The sequence below is a fragment of the Sphingomonas sp. ID0503 genome (assembly GCF_048565625.1).
Taxonomy (GTDB): domain Bacteria; phylum Pseudomonadota; class Alphaproteobacteria; order Sphingomonadales; family Sphingomonadaceae; genus JBLZUR01.
In genome coordinates, this window is the sequence record NZ_JBLZUR010000001.1 from 16,096 (window position 1) to 40,146 (window position 24,051).

A 24,051-nucleotide genomic window follows, 5' to 3' on the forward strand; every position below is an offset into this window, starting at 1 on the left:
GCTTAATCCTCGTGGCTCGCTTCGCCCTTGCCGATCTCGGCCTTGAGCGTGAAACTTCCGGTGGTGGCGATCTGTTCGTTGCCGGTCAGGCCCGACCGGACGATCACCGTGTCGCCCGACGCATCGCCGAGCTGGACCGGGGTCGCCTTGAAGCCGGTGGGCGTGCGCACGAACACGACCGACTTGCCCTCGAAACTCTGGACCGCCGTCGTCGGCACGCGGACCGCCCCGCTCCCGCCGCTGCCCGTGAGCTGCACGGCTGCCGTCACAGGCTCGCCGACCCGCCATTCGCCACCGCGATTGTCGAGGGTGGCGAGCGCAGGCACGAGCCGCGTCTGCGGATCAAGCGCCGGCGACACGAAGGTCACGCGGGCGGTCGCCTGACGGCCTGCCGCCTTCACCAGCACCGTATTGCCGGGACGCACCCGGCCCGCATCCTCGGGCTTGAGATTAAGCGCGATCGACACCTGGCTCAGGTTGGCGATGCGATAGAGTTCGGCATCCGCCGCGACCGTTTGTCCCAGCGTCACGGGGCGCGCAATGATCTGGCCCGAGATCGGCGCGGCAATGCCGAGCCGGTTGAGCCCGCCGCCGCCGACACCCGCCGCCGAAACCATGCTCTGCGCCTGCGTCAGGGCGATCCGCGCCTCCGTCGCCGCTGTGCGGGCGGCGATCAGATCCTGTTCAGGGGAGACTCTCTGCGCGAACAGCCGCTGTTCGCGCGCGAGGTTCGAATTAGCGAGCTGAAGCCGCGCCCGCGCCGCCTCGACCTCGCCCTTGATCTGCGCCGCCTCGCGGCTTTCGATGACCGCAATGGTCTGGCCGCGTCCGACCGATTGGCCGAGGTTACGGGTGAGCGCGACCACGCGTCCCGCAATTGCGGCCGAGACGACCTGCGTTCCCTGTGGGTCGCCCTCGATGATCGCGGGCAGCTCGATCGTCCCGGCCCCGCCGATGATCGGCCGTCCGACCTGGACGCCCGCTGTGGCGATCTGGTCGGCACCCAATGTGACGACGCCTTCACCGGCATGACCGCCTTCAGCACCGCCCTTTTCCGTGCCCGCTGCCGTCTCATTGGCAGCTGCGCCTTCGGCAGTTGCCTCGTTTCCGCCATCCTTGCCGCCGCAGGCAGCCAAGAGCAGGGCGAGCGACGCCGCGCCCGCGAGATAAAAGCTCTTCATCACTGATTCCCCCCATTGGGCGCACGAGCGGTCAGTCGCTCCACTTGCGCGCGGGCATTCTGGTAATTGGCAAGCGCGTCGATCGCGGCGACCCGCGTTTCGGCGAGCGTGCGTTCAGCATCGAGCAATTCGAGCTGGCCGAACTTGCCCTCGCGATAGCCGATCCGCGCGATGCGGGCGGCCTCCTGTGCAGCCGCCAGCGCCGGCCCCGACGCCGCACGAGCCGTCGTTGCGGCATTGGCCGCCTGCGCCTGCGCGTCCGTGATCGCCTGTTCGATGTCGAGCGCGGTCACGCGGCGCTGCGCATCCGCCTGGGTCCGCTGCGCGGTCGCCTGCGCAATCGCGGCGCGACCATTGTTGAACACCGGGATCGGGATCGACACGCTGAACACCGCCGCCATGTCGTTGGTCGCTTCCAGGCGGCGGATCGACGGCCCGACGTTCAGGTCAGGCACGCGATTGGCGCGCGCGAGCCGCACGCCGGCTTCGGCAATGGAGAAATCCGCGTTGGCTGCCGCCAGCGCGAGTGTGCCGGTCGTGTTGACCGGTGCCAACGGCCCATAGACGTTCACATCGGGAAGGCGATCGAGCAGCGTGTCATCGAGCAGGCCGTCGATCGGCCGTCCGATCCGACGCGCCAGATTGGCGCGGGCCGCCTCGGCCAAGCGAAGCTGCCGCTCCACATTGGCGTCGGCATTGATACGCGCGACATCCGCGCGCTGTTGCTCGAGTGGCGATGCCCGCCCTGCCTGCACGCGAACGCTCGCGGCCCGCAGCGCATCGCTGGCGATCCGCGCCTGATCGCGGGCTGTCATTACCCGGCGATCGGCCGCGACCGCTTCGACATAGAGCTGCGTTACCTGAAGCCGGACATCCGCCGCGATGATCGCGGCCTGGATCTCGGCCCGGGACAATTGCGCATTGGCGACCGCGACGCGGGCGCCGCGCTTGCCGCCTAGCTCGATCGGGATCGCAAAGCCGACCGTGGTTTCCGCGCTGCGGACCCCCCGATACGGCCCGGAGCCGATGACATTCTCGACTTGGCCTTGAACCACCGGATTGGGCCGCAAGCCGGCGACTGTGCGACCTGCACGGGCCGCGTCGATTCCAGCTGTCGCCGCTTCCGCAGCAGGGGCCGAACCGCCCGCTGCACTGACCGCTTGGTCAAGCGTGTAGACCGGCGCATCCTGCGCAACAGGCGCGGACGGTCCGACCTGCGCCTGCGCCATCGTGGCGCAAGACGCTGCGGCCAGCATGGCCGCGAGGATACGATTCATGAAAATAGGACTCCTGACGATGATCGACAGGGGCGCGCCAACGCACGCCCAAATCGGACGTCAGGCTTGGGGGGGCCTCAAATGGACCATGCCGGTGCGGCCGTCGAGCGACGCAGAGGCGGAGATTGTCGGCTTGGGCACTGTGAGGACGGGGGTATATTCCATCGTCGTGCGCGCAGGCGCGCCGACGTCGTGTCCGTGACAATAATTGTGATGATGCGGGACATTCTTGTCCGAGTCCGATGGCACCTGATCGATGTCACCGGCGGTATGGACCGTGAACTCAACGCCCGCGATGCTTCCCCCCGCCAGATCGGCGGCATGGGCCATGCCGGAGAAGCTGGTCAGGACCAGCATCAGGCATGTCAGGAAAGGCAAAAAGGCTCGCACTAGCTTGCCTCTATCACGGAAGGGTTTTCATGTCATTGCACTAATTCGAACCAAGGGTCACTGAGCCGGAACCCGAGCGGGATCGGTCGCGCCCGTTCCAGGCGAACCCGACCGCAATGGCGACCGCCATCAGGAGTTGCGCCAGCACCGATTGCCAAGTGGGAAACACGCCGAGCATCGACAGCCGTGGCACGTCCGCGAGCGGTGCGATGTTGATAAGGCCGGCTTCCTGGAGCGCGGCGACGCCTTTACCCGCCAGCACGACGGTCAGGACCGCCATGAGCCAGGAGCTATAGCGGAAGAACTGCGCGATCGGCAGCTTGCGACTGTAGCGAAGCATGGCCCAAGCGATCAGGCTGAGCAGTCCAATCGCCGACCCGGCCCCCGCGAGAAGCATCCCGTTGTCACCTTGCGCCGAAAGCGCGGCATAGAACAGGATCGTCTCGAAGACCTCGCGATAAACTACGACGAACGCCAGCCCGAACAGGAACCAGCCCGACCCGCCCGAGAGCGCCCGCGACATCTTCTCGCGAATATAGCGCTGCCACTGATCGGCCTGCGCCTTGCCGTGCATCCAAATCCCGACCGAGAGCAGCACGACCGCGGCGAACAGCGAGCCAAACCCTTCCGTCAGCTCCCGGCTCGCACCGCTGATCCCGATCGCATAGGTGGCGACCGCCCAGGTGATCCCGCCCGCGATGATCGCGCTGACCCAGCCGCCATGCACGTACCGCAGCGCCTCGCCGCGCTCGGCTTTACGCAGGAACGCGATCATGGCGACAACGATGAGCAGGGCTTCGAGCCCTTCACGCAGCAGGATCGTGAACGCGCCCAGGAACGTGGACGCTTCGGTGGCGGCATCAGGCGCGAGCGCCGCTTCCGCATCGTCGAAAAGGCCGCCCAGTACTGCGACCTTCTCCGCGAGATCATCGGGCGACGCGCCCCGGTCGATCGAGGCGCGGAACTCCCCCATCGCGCCCTCGATTCGACCCATCAGCGTCGCGTCGCGCGCGGTGAGTGTTGGCTCGATCGGCTCGAACCCATCGAGATAGGCCGACAGCGCCAGCTCTTTCGCCATGCGCGCATCGCCGCGCCGCGCAGCCGCCACGCTTTCGGCGAGTTTGGCGCGGGCGACCGCGAGCGAGCCGGGAGCCTGTTGTATCACCTGTTCGGGATGACGACGCAGGAACGCGAGCACTGGGTCAGCCTTGGCGTCGCCGATCGCCGCGCCGAGCGCGGCCGGGGTGAGCGCGACCAGGGTTTTCAGGTCCGGAATGCGCCGGCGAAGGGTCGGGTCGGATTTCCAAAGCCGCTCGCCTTCGCGCGCCTGCGCATCCGTGAAGGCGAAGCTCCCGGCTCGGAATGCTAACGCCCAGCGCTGATCGTTGGGCAGATCGGCGAAGCTCTGCATCGCGGTCCCGTCGATGCCTTGCGTCACCACCTGATAGAGCGCGAACACGCTGCGCTGGCGCGCGCGCTCGGCATCGGTGAAAGCAATCGGGGGCGTAGCGAGCTTGGCGGCGTCAGGGCCACGGCCGTTGCCCGTCATCCCGTGGCAGGACGCGCAGGATTGTCGGAACAGTGCATCGCTGGAGACGAGGTTCGGAGCCTTATCGGGCGCGAGCGGCACCGGGTAGGCGCGCAACAGATCGGCCGCGAGCCCGTGCGCCAATGTTGCCACCTGTTCAGTCGGTCCCTTTTCCGCGATCACCGCCTGGAGGTTGGCAGCCCGCTGGATGAGGGCTTGACGCTCCGGCTTCGCCGGCAGGCCCTGAAGCCGTGTCGAGACCGACGCGGCGAACTCCGTCATCTCGGCATATTCCGACGTGCTCTTGATCCGACCGTTGGCGACCGCGCCGCCATAATCGACGGCCATATAGTCGAGCAGCCGCCATGCGGTTTGCACGTCGCCGGGTTCGGCGATTGCCGCAGCAGGGATCAGCAGCGCCGCGAGCGCGGAGAGCAGCCGCAACGAGAGCATTGCCCGGATCAACGCGAGCAGACGCACTACCGCTCTCCCAATTCGCGCCGAGCGCCAGTGACGATTTCATAAGCGGAGTGGAGGAACAGGAGGGCGATGAGGCCGGCGACGGCGAGGTCCGGCCAGGCGCTTCCTGTCCACGCCACCAGACCGGCCGCGGCGATCACCGCCACGTTGGCGAGCGCGTCGTTGCGGCTGAACAGCCAGATCGCGCGAACATTGGCGTCCCCTTCCCGGAAACGCGCAAGCACCAAGGCGGACACGACATTGATCGCGAGCGCGACAACGCCGATTGTGCCCATCAGTTCGGCATCGGGCGCGGTTGCGTTCAGGGCGCGCCAAATCGCGAAACCGATTACGCCCACGCCAAGCGCACCGAGAAACAACCCCTGCGTCAGCGCGACCTTTGCCCTCGCCCGTGCGGACCAGGCAAGCGCGAGAAGACCGATAAGGCTGATCGACCCGTCCCCGAGAAAATCGAGGGAATCCGCTTTCAGCGCTTGGCTATCGGCGATGAACCCGCCGAACAGCTCGGCGACTCCGAAGCCGAGGTTGAGCACCACGACGGTCAGCAGCGCACGGCGATAGGCCGGATCGGTTTGCGCGCGCGCGGGCTCCCCGTGGCACCCGCAGCTTTCGGTAGAAGCATTCATGCGGCCTTCCTTACCACCTCCAGTCGCTGTAGAAGCAAGCGAAATGTGCGACACGTTCGCATAAGCAAGGATGGCATGATGAAGCCGGTGATGATTGGGCAGCTCGCCAGCGAGACCTCGACGAAGGTGACGACGATCCGCTTTTATGAGTCGATCGGGTTGCTCCGATCCGCCCCTCGCACGGCGTCGGGTCGCAGAACCTACGATGCCAGTGACATTGAGCGTTTGCACTTCATCCGCAACGGTCGCCGGCTTGGCTTCTCCGTCGACGAGATCCGTTCGTTGATGGGGCTGGCGCAGAACCCGGACCAGGATTGTGGTGCCGCCTCAGCTATCGCTGCTCAGCACCTCAAGGATGTGGAGGAGAGACTGGCGCAACTCGCGGTGTTGCGGGATGAGTTGGCAATGCTCAGCCAGAGCTGCACCAAGGCGCGCATGGCCGATTGTCGGATCATGAAGGCGATCGGCAAAGGCCACCCTCAAGCCGATCAATAATAATCGGCCAGCCTGAGCTCGCGCACATCACCCGAGGCCATCGTCAGCTTTACGAGGGTGCCAGCAGGCCGGGAGCGCACTTGCCAGAGCTCCCCACGCGTATAGTTCGCATCGATCGAATGGCCGTTCACCGCCACGATCCGGTCGCCGACCGCCCAGCCAGCCTTTTCCGCGGGACTGTTCGCCGCCACATGAACAACGGTGAGCGCCGTTGGTGAGGCTGCGAGGCCAAGGCCGCTACGGTCCTTCAGCATCGGCAGGCGACGACGAGGACCGAGTGGCCGGAGCCACACGAATCCGGCGGTCACGTCGAACACCACGTCGAATTGAGCGATCAGCGGTAGGCCGACATTGCCAACCGTGCTGGTGGAGAGCCAAGCTCTCATCCCGAGTGTGGGGACGTTCGAGACGCCAAGCCCTTCGATGTTGATGTTCTGGATCGTGAAAGCATCGTTGATACGCACACCATCGACGCCGCCGATCGCCGCGGTCGAGACGAGCTTCCCGTTCAACAGCCCTTGATCGCGGGCATAGGCCGACGAGAGCATCAGCGCGGCCGAGCTGCCAAGATCGATCATCAAGGGCACGGGAGGCAAACCCGAGACGGAAGCTCGAATGAACAGCTCCTGCTTGGCACCGCGCCCGAGCGCGACAGCGCGCCAGTCGGGACCGGCGAGAAACGTGCCTGACTTGACGACCGCCATACGCCTTTTCGCGAAATCGAGCGCGATGCAGCTACCCGTGAACATATCGGCACCGAGGAGGATATCGATCGGTCGTCCGAAGGCCGCCGACACTGAACTCAGATCACCAACGACGGCAAAGGGTAAGCGACGGGTTTCGCGGGCGAGCTGTACGTCGATGTCGCGGACCAGCAGCACCGGGGCCTTGGCGCTCAGCCCGCTAATCATGCGCCGCTCACCATCGTTCAAGCCGAGCTTCGCCGCGAGCGCCGTGCTCATGGGGTGACTACACGAAAGTGACGTATCTGCACGCTAAGGGCGAACAAATCCGGTACGATGCCAGCAGATGCTATTCGCAGGCTTTCCTGCCCCTTTTATGTGGTGCCGCCCTACGGGCGCCGATATGGGAGGGCGGCAATCCGATTGACCAACGATCGAGGTAGAACCCTGCTCGCCAAATATGTGAGCTGGTTGCCCATCCCCGGTATGGCGAAGGATTGCCGATAAACCAGAGCGTGGACTGCATGGGCCGCGCACCGGTCAACGTCCATCAAACCCAACCTCCCCCACTTCAAATCGCTGAGGGCAGCCATGTCTGTGTCGATTCCACCGGGTGCAAAAGACCCAACACTCACTCCCGTCCCGGCAAGCTCCACGGAAAGCGCTCGCATGAGGGTGCTCACATAGGCTTTCGACGCGCCGTAGACCGCTTGGAAGGGCACGGATGTTTCGCCCGCCAGGCTCGACACGGCGATTACTGAGGATTCAAACGGCTGCTCCCTGAAAATCGCAATCAGGCGAGCCAGCAAATCCGTGAAACCGAGTATGTTTGTTTCAATTACCCCGGCATAAGTGTCGGCACGGCCTGCATCAAATGAACCAACGCTCGTCATTCCGGCAACCAACAAAGCGGCTGTTACTTGCAATTCTGCAACCTTAGCCGCGATTTTCTCCCTGCCCTCGATTTCACGTTGATCAGCCACTATAATCTCGCACGGCACATTGAACCGCTCGTCAATTTTGGTCTGTAGCTCCCGCAAGTTGTCGAGCCTTCGTCCAACAATCAGGGGCTTGGCCTGGTACGATGCCGCCAAGCGGAGGGCGGACGCTCTGCCCAAACCGGTCGAAGCCCCTGTGACCAGCACCCACGAGTTCTTGATCGCCAGCGGTTTCACGCGTTTTCCAGAGCCTTGTATAGGGCGGTTTTGCCGATCTTGAGCCGGGCCGCCGCCTCACGAACAGTGAGGCCCGCTGCGATATGCGCCCGCGCTTTACGTAGTTTGTCGGGGGTAACGACAGGCCGGCGACCACCCTTGTTGCCCCGCTCGCGTGCGGCCTTGAGGCCGGCATGAGTGCGTTCACGGATCAGGTCACGCTCGAATTGGGCCAGCGAGCCGAAGATGTTGAACACCAGCATGCCGCCCGAAGTGGTGGTGTCGATATTCTCGGTGAGTGAGCGGAACCCGATGCCGCGCGCCGCAAGCTCGCCGACCTTCTCGATCAGGTGGCTCATCGAGCGGCCGAGGCGGTCGAGTTTCCAGACCACCAGCGTGTCGCCGGGGCGCAAATAGGCGAGCGCTTCGGTTAGGCCAGGCCGATCGGCTTTTGCCCCGGATGCGTGATCGTCGAATATACGGTCGCACCCGGCAGTGTTCAGCGCGTCAAGCTGGAGCGACAGCTTCTGGTCTGCGGTCGAGACGCGCGCATAGCCGATCAGCGCCACATGATGCCCGATCCTGTCCGTTTTCCCGTCATTATGCGATCTTGTCCGAATCGCCGTTACAGGTCCAGAGTTAACGGACATATTCCTGTTGGCCGCCAGAGGACCGTCTGACGGACACGCAAAGCGAAGGAGATGATGCTTGGCGAGACGGCGACTGGTGAGCCTGGAAATCTGGGCGAGGCATTATGGCGCGCCGCTCGAGGAGCGCGAGATCGCGCGTCATTATACGCTGACCAGCGACGACCTGGAAATTGTCGGCCGCCGTCGCGGCGATGCCACCCGGCTCGGCTATGCGATGCTCATGCTATATATGAGATGGCCTGGCCGTGCGCTGGAAGCGGGCGAAGTCCCGCCCGCTCCTGTGCTCGCCTATGTGGCGCAGCAACTCGGCGTCGCGCCGGCAGCCTTCGCGGATTATGCCCATCGGGACCAGACCCGTCGCGAGCATCTCGTCGAAATCCGACGATCGCACGGGTTCAGGATTTTTGACCGCAACGCTTTCCGTGAAGTTGTCGCCTTCTCGGTCCCAATCGCGCAGACCATCATACACCCCGGCCAGATGGCAGACGTCATCGTCGATGAACTCCGGCGCCTGCAGATCCTCCTGCCTTCTCCGTCGATTCTCGAAGCGGTGCTGCGGCGGGCGCGCCAGCAAGCCGAACAGCTTACCTATGAAGTGCTCACGAATGGCCTGCTGCCTGACACCCTTCAGGGCCTGGACGATTTGCTGGCCCGACGACCGGGGCAGGTCGCGACATGGCTATCCTGGATGCGCAATGCGCCACAATCGCCGGCAGCGCGCAACATCCTGCGCCTGATCGAACGGCTCGCCTATATCCGCGCGCTGGGCCTCGATCGCGCCCGTGCCGACATGATCCCGGCTTTGACTTTTGACAGGCTGGCGGACGAAGGCAGCCGCATCACACCCCAGCACCTTGGCGAACTCAATGCCCTGCGCCGCCATGCGACGCTGGCGGCAACCGGCATCCGGCTTGAGGAAAGCCTGACCGACGCCACCCTGACGATGTTCGACAAGCTGTTGGGCAGCATGGCGCGCCGCGCCGAGAACCGGACCCGCGACAAAGCCCTCAAGACGGTGCGCGAGTTGCAAGGCCACCTCCGGACGCTCACGGGGTCTTGCCGCCTCCTCATCGACGCGCGCAGCAAGGGCGTGGATTCTCTGGCGCAGATCGAGGCGCTGGACTGGCAGCACTTCGCCGTGGCCGTCGAGCAGGCCGAAGTGCTCGGGCGACCGGAAACCGTCGATCGCACCGCCGAATTGATCGAGCGGCATCGGACGGTGAAGCTCTTTGTCGGCGCTTTTCTCAACGCCTTCGAGTTTCGCGGCGCCGGCGCGGTTCAGGGGCTCCTGTCAGCGCTGGCCATCATCGCGGAGCTATATCGGACCGGCAAACGGCGCTTGCCTGATCGCGTGCCGCTACGCTTTGTGCCGCCCGCATGGCGCCCGTTCGTCCTGCGGGATGGCATCGTTGATCGTGCCGCTTATGAACTATGCGCCTTGTCGCAACTACGCGAGCGGTTGCGAGCCGGGGATATATGGGTCGCGGGAAGCCGGCAGTTTCGCGATTTCGACAGCTATCTCATACCGCCGGCGACCTTTGCGGCGCTGCGCGAGAAGGGGCCGTTGCCGCTCGCCATCGAAACGGATTTCGAGCGCCATATCGAGGAACGGCGCACCAGGCTCGACACGGCGATCGAGCAGGTAACGGTCCTTGCACGGCAAGGGGAGCTGCCCCAGGTTAAGCTTGACGAAAACGGTCTCATCATCTCGCCGCTGAAGGCGGCAACACCGCCCGCCACCGAGATTGCCCGTCGCGCCGCCTATGATCGACTGCCGCGCGTGAAGATCACCGATCTTCTGCTGGAGGTCGATGCCTGGACCGGGTTCAGCGAATGCTTCATCCATCGTCGTTCGGGCCGGGAAGCCGACGATCGCAATGCGCTGCTCACGGTCATCCTCGCCGATGGCATCAATCTCGGCCTCACACGCATGGCGGAAACCTGCCGGGGCGCAAGTCTGCGTCAGCTCGCCCATCTTCACGACTGGCACATCAGCGAAGCCGCCTATGGCGAAGCGTTGGGAAGGCTGATCGACGCCCATCGCGCCATGCCGCTCGCCGCGCTGTGGGGAGACGGCACCACTTCGTCGAGCGACGGACAGCAATTTCATGCCGGGGGCCGTGGGGCCGCGATCGGCGACATCAACGCGCGCAGCGGCAACGAACCAGGCGTTGCCTTCTACACCCATGTCTCGGATCGATATGACCCCTTCGCAAGTCGGGTGATCGCGGCGACCGCTGGCGAAGCGCCCTATGTGCTGGATGGCTTGCTGTATCACCAGACCGGCCTGACGATCGAGGAGCACTACACCGATACGGGCGGGGCATCGGACCATGTGTTCGGCCTCATGCCCTTCTTCGGCTACCGCTTCGCGCCGCGCCTGCGCGACATCAAGGAGCGTCGTTTACACCTCCTTCCCGGCCAAGAATCCGGCCCCTTGCTTGCCGGCATGACGGCCGAACCGATCGCATTGGGTCATGTCGCGGCGCATTGGGACGAACTGCTGCGGTTCGCCACGTCGATCCGCACCGGCACCGTCACTGCTTCGGCAATGCTGCGCCGCTTGTCCGCCTATCCGCGACAGAACGGACTGGCCCTCGCACTACGCGAGCTGGGCCGCCTCGAACGCTCCATTTTCATGCTCGACTGGCTGCGCGACATCGACCTGCGCCGGCGCACCCAGGCGGGCCTCAACAAAGGCGAAGCCCGCAACGCGCTCGCCCGCGCGCTCTTCTTCAACCAGCTCGGCGAACTGCGCGATCGTCGGTTCGAGAACCAGACCTATCGCGCCTCCGGCCTCAACCTGCTCGTCGCCGCCATCATCTTGTGGAACACTCGCTATCTCGAAATGGCGCTGGCGGACATCGGCACAGCCGACGAAATCGCACGCCACATCGCGCCATTGGGCTGGGAGCATATCTCGCTGACCGGTGACTATAGCTGGAATGTTGAAGATCAACCCGATCCGGACGCCTTGCGACCGCTGCGCGCCGTCAACTCCCTACTTGCCGCGTGACGTTCGCTATCCGTTCGCCCTTTCCGTGCAGATACGTCACTTTCGTGTAGTCACCCCTACAATCCGGCGCTTGCGGACGCCGTCACCCGGCTGCAGCGGGATTACGGCATCGCGGCTGACGGGATCGTCGGCCCCGATACCCTGGCGGTGTTGAACCTCGGGCCCGGTGACCACGCCCGAGCCTTGGCTGTCGCACTGGAGCGCCGACGCTGGCTGTCCCGCAATCCGCCGCTGACCCGCATCGACGTCAACACCGCGGCGGCCACGTTGAGATACTACCGGGACGGCGCACTTGTCGACGAACGCAAGGTGATCGTGGGTGAGCCAGGAAAGGAAACACCCGCGCTGTCGTCGCCCATCTACCGGGTGGTCGCCAATCCAACATGGACCATCCCAAAGTCGATCCAGCACGGCGAACTCGCAGGGGTCAGCCGGCGCTATCTACGCGCGCACAACATGTTTCGCCGGGGCGGCTGGATCGTGCAGCGTTCGGGACGCGGCAATGCGCTCGGCCTCGTCAAGTTCGACATGCACAACCAGCACGCCATCTACCTCCACGATACGTCGTCCCGTCATCTCTTCGAGCGTAGTCAGCGCCATCTCAGCCACGGGTGCGTCCGGGTCGCCGATGCGCTTGGCTTCGCCGAGATGCTCGCCGAGCAGGAGGGCGTGGCAAGCGAGTGGCAGCGCGCTCGCGATACCGGGCGGCAGCGGTTCGTTGCTTTGCCACGAGAAATCCCGGTGCGCATGCTCTACCATAACGTCTTCGTCGCATCCGAAGGCCAGGTCGCCTATCGGACGGACCCGTACGGCTGGAACGCGCCCATAGCGGCAGCCCTCGGCTTCTCCGGTAAAGGGGCGTCGGTAGCAAAGCCGGAAGCAATCGATGTCGGTCCATGACGCTTCTGCGCAGAGGACGGGGGCGCCATGATGAGCGAGCAAATGTTCTTCGCTGGAGCTCCGGGCGTGTGGCGAACACTGTTGGTGGGGCTGTGTGCGTACGTCCTGCTCATCCTTGTCCTGAGGACGACGGGCAAGCGAACGCTGTCGAAGATAAACGCGTTCGACCTGATCGTCACCGTAGCGCTTGGATCCACCCTGGCCACCGTGATCCTGTCCAAGGACGTCGCGCTTGCCGAAGGTGTAACCGCTTTCGTTATGCTGGCGGGCGCGCAGCTTGCCGTCACGTGGCTCTCGACGCGGTCGAAGCGCTTCCGAAGTTGGGTCAAGGCCGAACCGACAATCCTGGTCGAAAAGGGGATCATGCTTTCGGATGCCATGAAACGCGAGAGAGTCACTTCGGGGACGAGGTTGAAGCCGCCGTTCGGGGTGCCGGGTTCGATGGTCTTGACGCTATAGCCCTGGTGGTTCTGGAAACGGACGGCAGCATGAGCGTCGTTGCTCGGTAGCACGCCCTCGATCCCGATCGCACCCAAAAGCACGAGTGATACAGGTGAGCGGCTAATTCGATGCAGGATAGACGCTAGCGGTAACCCTGAACGTAAGCGTCCGGTCTGACGCGTGTTGCTGGCGCGGCGCAGCTGCGCGAGGCGGTCGGCTCTCGGAGTGTCCTTTCGCACTCCGTAAGGAGAGTGCGGATGGGGCGCATGGAGGTCATCACGCGGGTTGAGCGCCGCCGGCGGTATTCGGACGAGGAGCGCGCGGCGGTGCTGGCGCAGTGTGATGAGCCCGGCGCCACGGTGGTCGGCGTGTCGCGCCGGCTGGGCATCTCGGCCAGTCTCATCCACGGCTGGCGTAAGACGCGCCGAGAGGCGGAGCGCATCGCCAGCGAACCGTTACAGTTCATCCCGTACGGCGTGGTTGCGGACGCTGCTCCGCCCGAACCGGTCGTGGCGCTCGCAATGCCAGTCGAGCGCAAGAGCGCCGCACCTGCCCGCGAGGCCACGCCAGCCCCTGACGACCTGGTCCGCCCGCATCCGGGCGGCCGGCCGGGTGGCATCGACATCGACTTGGCCAGCGGCGTTCGCCTGTCGGTCGACAGCTACGTCAACGAGAAGGCGCTGGCGCGCGTCCTGCGGGCCTTGAGGGAAGCGTCGTGATCTCACTGGCGCCCGGTACCAAGGTTTATCTCGCCAGCAAGCCGGTCAGCATGCGGCTGGGCTTCGACGGGCTGGCGGCGCTGGTGCGGCCGCTGTTCGCGGTCGAGCCCTATGCCGGCCACGTCTTCCTGTTCCGCAGCCGGAGCGGCAGCTACCTCAAGGCGCTGCACTGGGACGGCACCGGCCTGTGCCTGTTCGCCAAGCGGCTGGAGCGGCACCGCTTCGTCTGGCCACCGCTGGTCGAGGGCGGCGTGGTGCTGACGCCGGCGCAGTTCGCGCTGCTCATCGAGGCGATGGACTGGCGCCGCACCGTGGCCCCTCCGGCACCAAGACTGCCGGTGCAGATGTAGGTGTGAAAACCGCAGAAAAGCGTGGTTTGCGCTTGGGCGCGAGTCGCCCGTCTGGTACACAGAACCATGTCGCCGGGTGGGATAGACATACCGGAAAACCCTGACGACGTGCGGGCGCTGGTCGCCGCCATGCAGGCCCGGCTCGTGGCCTCGGAGCAGGCGCTGGAAGCCGAGCGCACCGCTCATCAGACCACCCGCGAACATCTCGACGCGGCCAAGAACGCGGTCAAGCTGACCACGCTTCAGATCGAGAAGCTCAAGCTCCAACTCGCGCGCTTGCGCCGCATGAAGTTCGGCCAGTCGTCCGAGCGGCTGACGCTGCTGGCCGACCAGCTCGAGCTGACGCTGGAGGACCTGGAAGCCGAGCACGCCCATGCCGCGTGCGTGGTCGCAGGTGATGTGTCGCCCGAGGTGCTTCAGGCACCCGGCCGCAAGCCTCGGCGCGAGCCGCTGCCCGCGCACCTGCCACGCCAGGAGGTCATCCACCCCGCACCGGAGGCGGACGGCTGCACCGCCTGCGGCGGCACCATGTCGGCGCTGGGCGAGGACGTGACCGAGGTGCTGGAATATGTGCCGGCTCGCTTCCAGGTCATGCGGTACGTCCGCCCCAAACTTGCCTGCACGCGTTGCGACGCGATCTCCCAGGCATTGGCACCGGCGCTGCCGGTCCCGCGCGGGCGTGCCGGACCGGGACTGCTGGCGCACGTGGTCGTGTCCAAGTTCGCGGACCACCTGCCGCTCTACCGTCAGTCTCAGATCTACGCCCGCGAAGGCGTGGACCTCAGCCGCTCGACGCTGGCCGACTGGCTGGGCCAGGTCAGCTGGCTACTGCAGCCGCTGGTCGACCGCATTGCTACCCACGTCATGGCCAGTCCCAAGCTCCACGCCGACGACACGCCCGTCCCGGTGCTGGCGCCCGGCACCGGCAAGACCGCGACGGGGCGGCTGTGGGTGTACCTGCGCGACAACCGACGATGGCGGCCGAGCGACAAGCCGGCTGCTCTCTTCCGCTACAGCCCCGACCGCAAGGGCGAACGCCCGCGCGAGCATCTGAAGGCGTTCACCGGCTTCCTGCAGGCCGATGCCTATGCCGGGTTCGAGCGGCTCTACGACCCGGACCGCAAGCCTGGCCCCATCACACCCGTCGCCTGCTGGGCGCATGCCCGGCGCAAGCTCCACGACGTCTTCCAGGCCGACCCAAGCTCGGTTGCGGCCGAGGGGCTGCGCAAGATCCGCGACCTGTACGAGGTCGAGCGCGGCATTGTGCAGGACCCGCATGACGACCGCCGCAAGGCACGCAAGCTATCAAAGCTGACTGCGCTCGACTTCTTCGCCTGGGCCGACAATGTGCTGGGTCAGGTGTCCGCGCGCACGCCGTTGGCGGAGGCGCTGCGCTATGCGGTCCGGCTCAAGCCGGCGCTGCTCGCCTACACCGGAGATGGCCGGCTCGAGATCGACAACAATCTCGCCGAGAACGCGCTGCGCGGCATCGCCGTCGGCAGGAAGAATTGGATGTTCGCCGGTGCCGACTGCGGCGGGGAGCGCGCTGCCGCCATGTACAGCCTGCTCGAAACCACCAAGCTCAACGGCGTCAACCCGCAGCACTGGCTCGCTGACGTGCTCCACCGCGTCGGGCAAGGTCACCCGATCAACCGGCTTGACGAGTTGCTGCCGTGGAACTGGACGCAGGCGACACCGGCGTAAATGCCTGATGTGGTAGAAGGCGGCTGCTAGCCGGCGTCAAATTTCGTTCTCGGGATCCCAGTCTCGGATGGATCGCGCGATGGGCATTCCGAGGCTTTGCCCGTCCAGCCATTCAACATTCCGCCCGTCCATGTTCCGCGCGGCTAACAGATTTGCGTGTGCGCCCATCATGGCGAGCAAGAGGGCCTGCACTTCGTCGACACCGCCAGCCCTGTGACCCTTGGCGCCCTCAGGTCAGTCAATCTCATATCGGCAGAAGAAGCTCCCACCATCCTCTTCCGGTCTCAGAAAACGGCACTCGGCATCGCGTCCATCAACTTTGAACGTGCGCCGCACAATCACCTGATCGACCACTCGCAGCTCCCCTCGTCGAGATCGTAGCGCCCTTTCCCGCGGCTGTAATTAGGCAGACTGCCGGCCGACTGCTTCCCCGCCCGACGGAGGTGACCGGACGCTTACCCCTGAACAGCTGACCCAGCTGTTCAGAAGTAAAGAGCAACGAGTCCCACTTTGTTCTCGGCTCCGTCGATTTCGTAGCTGGCAAATTAGCCCATCGCTCATTTGAGTATACCCAACGGAGCCAACATGAGTACGACCGTCCGCGCTGCTCGCGTGTACCTGCGCGTCAGCACCGATGAGCAGGATCTTGAACGCCAAGAGGCGATGGTCGTGTCCTCGCGTACCGCGGGGTATTATGTCGCAGCTGTTTATCGCGAGAAGGCTTCCGGCGCGCGTCCTGACCGGCCCGAGTTGCTTCGCATGATAGCCGACCTGCAAATGGGCGAAGTCGTTATCGCCGAAAAGATCGATCGGATCAGCCGCCTGCCGTTGGCTGAGGCGGAGAGGCTCGTCACCGCTATCCGCGACAAGGGAGCGAGGCTAGCCGTACCAGGAATTGTGGACCTTACCGATCTTGCTGAGGACAATGGCGGGGTGACGCGCATCGTCCTAGAGGCCGTTCAAGACATGTTGTTGAGGGTTGCGCTTCAGACCGCTCGCGATGATTACGAACTGCGCCGCGAGCGGCAGCGGGAGGGCATAGCGATCGCCAAGCGGGAGGGACGCTATACCGGTCGAAAACCAGACTTGGCCCATCATCGCCGCATTGTCTCACTTCGTGAGGCAGGGATGAGCATAGCGAAAACGGCGGCGCTAGCGGGCTGCAGCATCGCACAAGTCAAGCGCGTTACAGCCCTCCACCGGGCGACCAAGCAGAGCGATGCGTGTCCGACGATACCGTGAGATAGAGCCGGACTCAATTCGACCTCTGAATAATTCTGCTAGGATGGAAAGAGGCGGCAGCGTTGCCGCTGGGACGGTCAAGCAGCCGTGAAGGCTGCAGCGAGATCTCAATTTCTGGCCCGTACTGGCGCAAGGCTAATCGTGGCCGTGCCGCGCCCCCATACCGGTAGGTAGACGCCTTGCCCCGCCGCCTTCAACTGGCCCGTCCGCACGTCCGTCACACGGGCACGCACGATTATGTCGCCAATCCGCTTTTCGTCGATCGCACGGGTGATCTTGCCGATTAGCTTGTCGAAATCCTTTTCGAAGTTCTGGGTCAGCGCGGCTGACACAGTGCCTGATATGCCGGGAGTGTTGGCGAGCTTCAGGAGCAGGCTTGTCCCGACCGAGTCGGCCACACCGGCGACAGTGAGATCGTCGAACGCTACACGGCGATCGTTGACGGCGTTCCGCGGCGTGGCGGTAAGCCAGATCGTGCCTTGCGCAGGCTCCCCACCTTCGGCTGCCGCACTGAAGCGAAGCCCGACCGCGATCTTGTCACCCGTGGTGCCGTAGACGGTCACCTGGTGAAACTGCGCGCGCACGGCCCCGACACCAGGCACTTCGAAGGGCCGGCGGGAACGCTTCGCCAATGCCTTGGCGAGCACAGGCTCCAGCTGAGGATAGTCGGCGATGACGGGGATGGCGAACAGGATGCGGCCGGGTCCGGGCTGCGTGCGCGTCATGTCGGGGAGCGGCCGGCGCTGCGGATCAGGCGGCCGATCGCCGACAAAAGTCTCCGTCCCCGCCGTCATCCCTAGCGCCAGGTTCACCCGGTTGCGCGAAATGGTGTAGCCTCCGTAGCTCAACTGCCGGGGCGTGATCCGCATCCACACCGGCGGGTTCGCCCGGTTCAGTTGGACGGAGGTGAACGCCGACCCCCAGACCTGCGCGATCTGCTCGCGCAGCTGCAATCTGCCGAGCTCCTGCGGCAGCGAGCGCTCCAGGCGCTCGACGACGCCGGCGAGCTTGGCGTCGGCCTTGCTGGTGAACTCGATTCGCTGGCCGAGGAAGTCGACGTGCGGCTCGTCGGTCCAGTCGTAGGCGATCGACACCGTTGCGCGCGGCGACCAGTCGCGGGCGATGTCGAGCCTGACCACGGCCCGGACGCGGGCGTCCGCCTCCGCCGTTTCCCGGCTGAGCACGCCGCCCACGTCGCGGGCGCTGATCGCGGCGTGAAGCGGCATGGTGACAATGATCGTTTTGCCCGAGCCCTCCAGCACCAGCGGCCCTCGGACGACGGTGCCGGTGATGCGGCACTGGATCGCGGGCGTCTTGATCTTCGCGAAGAGGATCTTGACCTTTTTCGGCGGGAGGCAGGTCTGCCCCGGCTTGTCGATCGACCAGAGGCGACGCGGAACCGCCTGTTCGAGGCTTGCCGCCAGCTTGTCCATGTCTGCAACAATCGGGACATCCATGGTAGAAGTCTGCGGGGGCACGCTGATGGTGTCCGTCGCTCGCGGAGGCGCCTCGCGAGGAGTCCGGTCGCAGCCACTAAGGCATGCAACGCAGAGCAGGGCGGACACGATCGAGACACTCGAGAGTTCGTTCTCGCGAAAAAAAGCCCCGGCAATCTGGCCTGCCGCTTCAGCTATCGACCGACTCGGCGTTGAGACGGTTGCCCGAGCGGTCGTGTTCTTCATCGCCGCGCACCTCCAGCCGTCCGAGCGGCCACCATCCCATAGGTTTGCCAAATCAGTTTCGCAAAAGGGAACCGTTCCGTTTCTTTATCGTTCGGCCGGTTGATTTCGGTCAATGCCTGACAACACCAACGGAGGCCCTCTATGAAGATTGCGATTGTCGCTGCGCTGCTCACCCTGGCGCCGGTTACGGTGTTGGCGCAGGCCGTTTCGCCCGCCACTTCGGGAACGATGACCAGCGCCGACGTCGGCGTCTCGCCGATCTCGGGCCAGAGCGGCCCTAATTACGTGCTCGCCGCGGCCGACGCCAACCTCTACCAGATCAAGGCCGCGCAGCTCGCCGCGACGCGCGCGCAGCGGGACGACGTCAAGGCCTACGCAAAGCGCGTGCTGGCGGAAACGCAGAGCAGCCACAAGGCGCTGCTGGCAGCGCTGAAGAATGATCAGCGCACGATCAAGGCGCCGCCCTCGAACCTGTCCGCCGACCGCGCCGCCCTCCTAAAGCTGCTCCAGAAGGCGCCGAAGAGCGCTTTCGACAACCTGTATCTGACCCAGTCGGCGCAGGTTCAGCAGGCTGCGTGGGCGGTGCATAAGGGCTATGCACAGGATGGGACCGACCCGGCGCTGCAGCAGGTTGCCGGTACTGCGGTCCCTGTGCTGGAAAACGAGCTCACCACCGGCAAGTCGCTTACTCCCTCCGGGCTTGCAGGATAGGTGATACCCGCCGGGCCAGGTCGACGAAGCCCCCTTCGACCTGGTCCGGCACTTGTTTGCGGCGATCACTGCCTGGAGTGCAGCCGGCGGAATTGCTCCCGTGCTTCGCCGCGCATGAGCTGCTGCATTACGATCCAGTAGCCCGTGACGGCTGTTTCTCCTGCCGCTTGGTAAGCGTTCGCCATGTTGCGCCTGAGATCCTCGAAAAGCGCGTTTTCGAGCGCTCGCCCCTCATCGGTCAAAGAAAGCAGCTTTTGACGACGATCGCGCTCCCCGACACGGCCGCAGACGAGCCCGCGATCCATCAGATCCCGCATTACCCTGCCAAGCGATTGCTTCGAGACGCAAAGAACGTCCAGCAGTTCGCTGACAGAGATTTCCGGGTACCCGCCGAGGAAATACAGGGCGCGGTGATGCGCCCGCCCGAGGTTACGCGTCGCCAGTTCGGCGTCGGCATGCGCCAGATGGGATCTGTGGGCGAAGAACATCAGGTCCATTCCTCCCCTGATCGCGTCATCACGCAGATACTGGGCAGGGGGCGGCAGAAGCGGAGCCGTCACGCGGTCGGCGCCCTCCGCTCGCATAGTTGGAAGACCGTCACGGCTGGCTCCATCCAAGTCCCATCGCCTTTTGAAGGGCAACGAAGGCACGATCAAGCTCGCCAGTGGCTTCCAGCACCGACTGGTCGGCAGCCAGCGCCGCGCGTTCGGCATCGATGGACGTGGTCAGCGGTATCGCTCCCTGCGCGTATCGCTGCCCGGCATAGGTCGCTGACTGCTTGGCGCCGTGCCGGCTCTCGATAGACGAAAACAGGTTCCGGCGCTGATTCCCGAAGCGGGTCAGGCTGCTTTCCGCGTCCGACAGCGCGCCGAGAACCGCCTTGCGGTATTGTGCTTCCGCCTCGTCGCGGTCGGCCCGCGCCTGCTCGACCCGGGCACGGTTACGGCCGAAGTCGAGGAAGCTCCAGCTGATTCGCGGCAGGAGGAGGCCCGCGACGCTGTCAGGATCGATCACATCGGCAATATTGGGACCACCGAGGCCAATGATACCCATGATGCTGACTGATGGGAACTGCCGGGCGACGTTGACACCGATCTGCGCGTTCGATGCCGCCAGCTGCCGCTCGGCTGCGCGAATGTCCGGCCGGCGTCGCAGCATGGCGGCCGGATCGCCGATCGCGACATTCCTCGGGATCATCGGGATCGGCGCGGGGGAAGACAGCAAGGCGTCGTGAGCACCGGGTTCGTCGCCGGTGAGCAGGGCAAGCTGGTCGAGCGTGGTTGCGATCTGCCCTTCGAGCGGCAACAGCCCGGCCTCCGTGCGGGTCAGCTCGGTCTGGAGCCGAACCACCTCGTCGCGCGACGATGCACCGCGTTGCTCACGCTGTTGAAGCAGGGCGAGTGATCGCTGCTGAAGCGCTGCGGAGCGGCGGGCCAGGATCAGACGCTGCTGAAGTTCGCGCAAGGTCACATAATTCTGGGCAACCTCCGCCGAGAGACGAACCTGCGCATCGGCCCTATTGGCTTCGGCTGCCTGCGCCTGGGCTTCGGCACCTTCGGCGGCACGGCGTCGGCCGCCGAACAGATCGATCTCCCAAGACGCGTCCAGGCCGGCGTTGTAGAATTCGGCCCTGGTACGATCGGATTGCTCGCCTTGCGTCGGCAGCGCGAGCGAGCCGGCGGGAAGATCGGCGACGATCGCAGTCCCTGACCCCGAGACGGTGGGAAGCTGGTTCGCGCGCTGTTCGCGCAAGCTGGCGCGCGCCTTGCGGATGCGCGCCTCGGCGATCGCCACGTCCGGATTAGAGGCAAGCGCCCGGTCGATCAGCATCGTGAGCTGCGCGTCGCCCATGCCTTCCCACCAGCGTGCGACAGGGGTCTGCGGTGACGTGACGGCCTGATCCGCGCGGCGAAATGTCGACCCGGCGCGCTCCCCGCTCGCAACGCCCGGCGGGCCTCCATAGTTGGGGCCGACGACGCATCCAGTCAGGAGTGCGGGGAGAATGGCCCAGCCAAGTCGCTTCATCAGTGCATCGCCATCTGCGTGTCGGAGGAGATCGGGCGGAGGAACAGCGCCAGCGGCGTCGTGATCGCGATCGCGACGCCCAGCGCAAAAAACAGGTCGTTATAGGCCATGACGGTAGCCTGTTCGAGAAGTTGACCGGCGAGCTGCCGATACGCGCCGGCTTCGCCGGACGGCATGACCATGGCTTTAGCGAACCATTCCTGCGTGGTCGCCGCGTTGGCCGACACCGTTTCGCCCAGCCGGTTGAAATGCAGAAAGGTCTGCCGGTCCTGGAGGGTCGCCATCAGCGCCAGGCCGATCGATCCGCCAAGGTTTCGCCCCGCGTTGAACAGCGCGGACGCATCGCCTGCGTCTTCGGGCGCCACGGCGCTGATCGCGGCCTGGTTGAGGAACATCATGGCGAAGATCTGCCCAAAGCCGCGCACGAGCTGAGAGTTCGTCAGGTCCCCACCGGCCGACCGCGCGGTGAGATGCCAGTCCATCGCGCAGCTGACGCCGATCAGCGTCATGCCGACAAAGACCGCCAGCCGGACGTCGAGATATTTGAACGCGAGCGGCAGGAACGGCATCAGCATCAGGGCGGGGATGCCGGAGACGAAGACCACCTTGCCCGATTGCAGCGCGCTGTAATCCGCCATCGACGAGAGAAACTGGGGGATGAGGAAGGTGACCCCGTAGAGCACGACGCCGATGATGAGGCTGAGGACGAATACGCTGCCGAAGGAGCGGCTGAAGATCAGTGACAGCTTGAGCACCGGATGCGCGGAGCGGACCTGTCCGATCGTGATGAGCGCGAAGCCGAAGACCGTGGCGATCGCGAGTTTCACGATCATGGCGGATTCGAACCACATCTCGCGCTGCCCCTCCTCGAGCATGACGGTGAGCGCACCCAGGCCGATTGCGAGCCCTGCGATCCCGAACCAGTCGGCATGGCGCAGCTGGTCGAGCCGCAGACGCTCATGCTTGAGCCCGAACAGCAGGAGCAGGACGAGCCCGGCACAAACCGGCACGTTCAGGAAGAAGGCGTAGTGCCAGCTGTAATTGTCGGTGAGCCAGCCGCCGATGATCGGCCCGAGCACCGGACCGAGGATCGCGGTGCCGCCGAACGCGGCGGTGCCGATCGGCTGTTGCGATGGCGGCAGCCGTGTCGCGATGATGGTCATCGCGGTCGGGATCAGCGCACCGCCGGTGAAGCCTTGCCCTACACGCCCGGCGATCATCATCGGCAACGTCGTCGAGATGCCGCACATGATCGAGAAGCCGGTGAAGCTGATCGCCGCACCCAGAAGGAAGTTGCGCAGACCGAACAGACGCACGAGGAAGGGGCTAAGCGGGATCATGACGATTTCCGCCACGAGATAGGCGGTCGCGACCCAGGTGCCCTCCGTTCCGCTCGCGCCGATCTCGCCCTGGATGGTGGGCAAGGCCGCATTGACGATCGAGATGTCGAGCAGCGCCATGAACGACCCGATCGTGCCCGCTGCGACGGCGAGCCAGTCGCGCAGGCCGGCGCGTTCGGCCGCCATCAGCGCCCGCCCTGCGTCTCGTCGTGCTTAAGCCGCTCGGTTTCCTGTTCGATCCGGTCACGACTTCCTTTTGCGCTGATCGTGTCGACCGTAACCTCGACCGACAGGCCGGGACGCAACACCCGGCGCGCCTCCGGCCCCGCTTCAATGCTGATCCGCACGGGCACTCGCTGAACGATCTTGGTAAAGTTCCCGGTCGCGTTCTCGGGCGGGATGAGCGAGAACTGCGCGCCCGTGCCTGGCGAGAAGCTCGCAACCCGGCCGCGCAGTTCGGCGCCGTCCAGTGCATCCACCTTGATGGTCACGGGTTGCCCGACGCGCATCAGCGCGACCTGGGTCTCCTTGAAATTGGCCTCGATGTAGAGTTGATCAACCGGCACCACCGACATCAGCCGGGTCGCAGGCTGGACATATTGCCCGGCCCGGACCGCCTTGTCGGCAACAACGCCGTCGATGCTGCTGCGGATCTCGACGGCGCCGAGGTCCGTCGAGGCGCGCGCAAGCTGCGCCTGCGCGGTGCCGCGCTGCGCCTCCGCCTGGCCGATGCGAGCCGCTTGTGTGGCGACACTGCGACGGGCGGCGAGGTAGGCGGCGCGCTGCGCGCGCAGCTCCGCGGCGGCTCGATCACGCTGCAGGACGAGGTTGGCGAGGCGCTCGCGCGATTCCGCCCCTGTCCGAGTGAGCGGTTCGTAACGTCTTACCTCGTTTTCTGCCGCTGCCGCGGCAGCCTCGGCGCTCGCAACCTGGGCGGCGGCCTGAGCGACAGTGGCCTGCTGCTCGTCAAGCGTCCGGCGCGCGGTCGTGATGTTGGCGCCGGCCGCGGCAATCTGAGCTTGCGCCTGTTCGACATTGGCGCGGTAGTCACGAGGATCGAGGACGGCGAGCAGCTGGCCGCGGCGGACAGGCTGGTTGTCGGCGACGAGGACACGCTCGACATAGCCGCCCACCTTCGGTGAAACGGTCACGAAGTCCGCGCGCACATAGGCGTTGTTGGTCGACTGCAGGTATTGGCCGCTCGCGCGGTAGTTCATGTACCAGACGACCGCCGCGACGATGCCCGCAACGAGCGCGGCGATGAGGACGTAGCGGATGATCGGATAGCGCTCGAGAAGCGAGGGCTTCTTTACGCCGTCGTTCTCCTCGACACCGTCCTTCGACCTAGCTTCTGGCTGGGAATGCGCATTCCGGTCGTCATGCGGCGCATCGCCGCCTCGATCTTCAGCATGCTCGTCAGCCACTCAGCAACCCTAACGTATGTAAACCGGACCGTA

General features: G+C 65.2%; 22 protein-coding genes and 2 pseudogenes. 10 read left to right on the plus strand and 14 right to left on the minus strand.

Annotated features, from left to right (window positions below):
• Nucleotides 1–2: 2 nt before the first annotated feature.
• From ACM608_RS00080 to ACM608_RS00100, 5 genes are all read right to left on the minus strand, one after another.
• Nucleotides 3–1,181 (minus strand): efflux RND transporter periplasmic adaptor subunit, encoded by a 1,179-nt coding sequence (locus ACM608_RS00080; protein ID WP_004212877.1) that lies wholly within the window; start codon nt 1,179–1,181, stop codon nt 3–5.
• Complete coding sequence (locus ACM608_RS00085) at nt 1,181–2,458, minus strand: TolC family protein (RefSeq protein ID WP_013039111.1); 1,278 nt, start codon at nt 2,456–2,458, stop codon at nt 1,181–1,183. Before ACM608_RS00085 ends, ACM608_RS00080 begins: the two co-directional genes overlap by 1 nt.
• 60 nt (nt 2,459–2,518) lie before the next feature.
• Nucleotides 2,519–2,815, minus strand: coding sequence for a hypothetical protein (locus ACM608_RS00090; RefSeq protein ID WP_007406840.1), 297 nt, complete (start codon nt 2,813–2,815; stop codon nt 2,519–2,521).
• Nucleotides 2,816–2,888: 73 nt separating this feature from the next.
• On the minus strand, nt 2,889–4,856 hold the full coding sequence (locus tag ACM608_RS00095; protein WP_004212871.1) for a cytochrome c/FTR1 family iron permease: 1,968 nt from the start codon (nt 4,854–4,856) through the stop codon (nt 2,889–2,891).
• Complete coding sequence (locus ACM608_RS00100; RefSeq protein ID WP_004212870.1) at nt 4,856–5,482, minus strand: cation transporter; 627 nt, start codon at nt 5,480–5,482, stop codon at nt 4,856–4,858. Before ACM608_RS00100 ends, ACM608_RS00095 begins: the two co-directional genes overlap by 1 nt.
• Before the next feature lie 75 nt (nt 5,483–5,557).
• Between ACM608_RS00100 and ACM608_RS00105 the strand changes: the two genes are divergently transcribed.
• Nucleotides 5,558–5,977, plus strand: coding sequence for a MerR family transcriptional regulator (locus ACM608_RS00105; protein WP_007406847.1), 420 nt, complete (start codon nt 5,558–5,560; stop codon nt 5,975–5,977).
• Here ACM608_RS00105 and ACM608_RS00110 read toward each other — a convergent pair.
• From ACM608_RS00110 to ACM608_RS00120, 3 genes are all read right to left on the minus strand, one after another.
• Entirely contained in the window at nt 5,971–6,939 is a 969-nt protein-coding gene (locus tag ACM608_RS00110; protein ID WP_419680894.1) for a PDZ domain-containing protein, read from the minus strand. The two genes, ACM608_RS00105 and ACM608_RS00110, sit on opposite strands and share 7 nt — an antisense overlap.
• A 110-nt stretch (nt 6,940–7,049) precedes the next feature.
• Complete coding sequence (locus ACM608_RS00115; RefSeq protein WP_419680896.1) at nt 7,050–7,835, minus strand: SDR family NAD(P)-dependent oxidoreductase; 786 nt, start codon at nt 7,833–7,835, stop codon at nt 7,050–7,052.
• Nucleotides 7,832–8,383 carry a recombinase family protein gene (locus ACM608_RS00120; RefSeq protein ID WP_004213210.1) on the minus strand — a complete coding sequence of 184 codons (552 nt, stop codon included), beginning with the start codon at nt 8,381–8,383 and terminating at the stop codon, nt 7,832–7,834. Before ACM608_RS00120 ends, ACM608_RS00115 begins: the two co-directional genes overlap by 4 nt.
• A 139-nt stretch (nt 8,384–8,522) precedes the next feature.
• Between ACM608_RS00120 and ACM608_RS00125 the strand changes: the two genes are divergently transcribed.
• The 7 genes and pseudogenes from ACM608_RS00125 (at nt 8,523) to tnpC (ending at nt 15,594) form a co-directional block, all read left to right on the plus strand.
• On the plus strand, nt 8,523–11,480 hold the full coding sequence (locus ACM608_RS00125) for a Tn3 family transposase (protein WP_419680898.1): 2,958 nt from the start codon (nt 8,523–8,525) through the stop codon (nt 11,478–11,480).
• Between the two features lie 69 nt (nt 11,481–11,549).
• Nucleotides 11,550–11,621, plus strand: a pseudogene (locus tag ACM608_RS00130) (peptidoglycan-binding protein); the annotation flags it as partial.
• A gap of 42 nt (nt 11,622–11,663) precedes the next feature.
• A complete protein-coding gene (locus ACM608_RS00135) occupies nt 11,664–12,380 on the plus strand; it encodes a L,D-transpeptidase family protein (protein WP_419680900.1) in 717 nt (238 codons plus the stop codon).
• A 30-nt stretch (nt 12,381–12,410) separates the two neighbouring features.
• A complete protein-coding gene (locus ACM608_RS00140) occupies nt 12,411–12,839 on the plus strand; it encodes a DUF421 domain-containing protein (RefSeq protein ID WP_239017958.1) in 429 nt (142 codons plus the stop codon).
• 239 nt (nt 12,840–13,078) lie between these two features.
• Nucleotides 13,079–13,540 (plus strand): IS66-like element accessory protein TnpA, encoded by a 462-nt coding sequence (gene tnpA / locus ACM608_RS00145; RefSeq protein WP_066760229.1) that lies wholly within the window; start codon nt 13,079–13,081, stop codon nt 13,538–13,540.
• Nucleotides 13,537–13,890 carry an IS66 family insertion sequence element accessory protein TnpB gene (gene tnpB / locus ACM608_RS00150; RefSeq protein ID WP_066760231.1) on the plus strand — a complete coding sequence of 118 codons (354 nt, stop codon included), beginning with the start codon at nt 13,537–13,539 and terminating at the stop codon, nt 13,888–13,890. The genes tnpA and tnpB overlap by 4 nt, the downstream gene beginning before the upstream one ends.
• Nucleotides 13,891–13,956: 66 nt before the next feature.
• Nucleotides 13,957–15,594 (plus strand): IS66 family transposase, encoded by a 1,638-nt coding sequence (gene tnpC / locus ACM608_RS00155; RefSeq protein WP_419680903.1) that lies wholly within the window; start codon nt 13,957–13,959, stop codon nt 15,592–15,594.
• Between the two features lie 36 nt (nt 15,595–15,630).
• Here tnpC and ACM608_RS00160 read toward each other — a convergent pair.
• Nucleotides 15,631–15,816: pseudogene (locus tag ACM608_RS00160) on the minus strand (DUF6968 family protein); the annotation flags it as partial.
• A gap of 363 nt (nt 15,817–16,179) precedes the next feature.
• Here ACM608_RS00160 and ACM608_RS00165 point away from each other — a divergent pair.
• Nucleotides 16,180–16,836, plus strand: coding sequence for a recombinase family protein (locus ACM608_RS00165; RefSeq protein WP_018251285.1), 657 nt, complete (start codon nt 16,180–16,182; stop codon nt 16,834–16,836).
• A gap of 107 nt (nt 16,837–16,943) precedes the next feature.
• Here ACM608_RS00165 and ACM608_RS00170 read toward each other — a convergent pair whose 3' ends face one another.
• Nucleotides 16,944–18,401 (minus strand): DUF4403 family protein, encoded by a 1,458-nt coding sequence (locus tag ACM608_RS00170; RefSeq protein WP_298090532.1) that lies wholly within the window; start codon nt 18,399–18,401, stop codon nt 16,944–16,946.
• A gap of 258 nt (nt 18,402–18,659) precedes the next feature.
• On the opposite strand from ACM608_RS00170, the gene ACM608_RS00175 reads away from it, so the two are divergent.
• A complete protein-coding gene (locus ACM608_RS00175; protein WP_018251282.1) occupies nt 18,660–19,229 on the plus strand; it encodes a DUF4142 domain-containing protein in 570 nt (189 codons plus the stop codon).
• A gap of 65 nt (nt 19,230–19,294) precedes the next feature.
• Here ACM608_RS00175 and ACM608_RS00180 read toward each other — a convergent pair whose 3' ends face one another.
• From ACM608_RS00180 to ACM608_RS00195, 4 genes are all read right to left on the minus strand, one after another.
• Nucleotides 19,295–19,726: a MarR family winged helix-turn-helix transcriptional regulator gene (locus ACM608_RS00180; protein ID WP_018251281.1), complete on the minus strand. Its 432-nt coding sequence runs from the start codon at nt 19,724–19,726 to the stop codon at nt 19,295–19,297.
• Between the two features lie 100 nt (nt 19,727–19,826).
• Complete coding sequence (locus ACM608_RS00185; protein ID WP_030541334.1) at nt 19,827–21,254, minus strand: efflux transporter outer membrane subunit; 1,428 nt, start codon at nt 21,252–21,254, stop codon at nt 19,827–19,829.
• A complete protein-coding gene (locus ACM608_RS00190) occupies nt 21,254–22,780 on the minus strand; it encodes a DHA2 family efflux MFS transporter permease subunit (RefSeq protein ID WP_018251279.1) in 1,527 nt (508 codons plus the stop codon). The genes ACM608_RS00185 and ACM608_RS00190 overlap by 1 nt, the downstream gene beginning before the upstream one ends.
• Nucleotides 22,780–24,018 carry an HlyD family secretion protein gene (locus ACM608_RS00195; RefSeq protein ID WP_018251278.1) on the minus strand — a complete coding sequence of 413 codons (1,239 nt, stop codon included), beginning with the start codon at nt 24,016–24,018 and terminating at the stop codon, nt 22,780–22,782. Before ACM608_RS00195 ends, ACM608_RS00190 begins: the two co-directional genes overlap by 1 nt.
• Between the last annotated feature and the right edge of the window lie 33 nt (nt 24,019–24,051).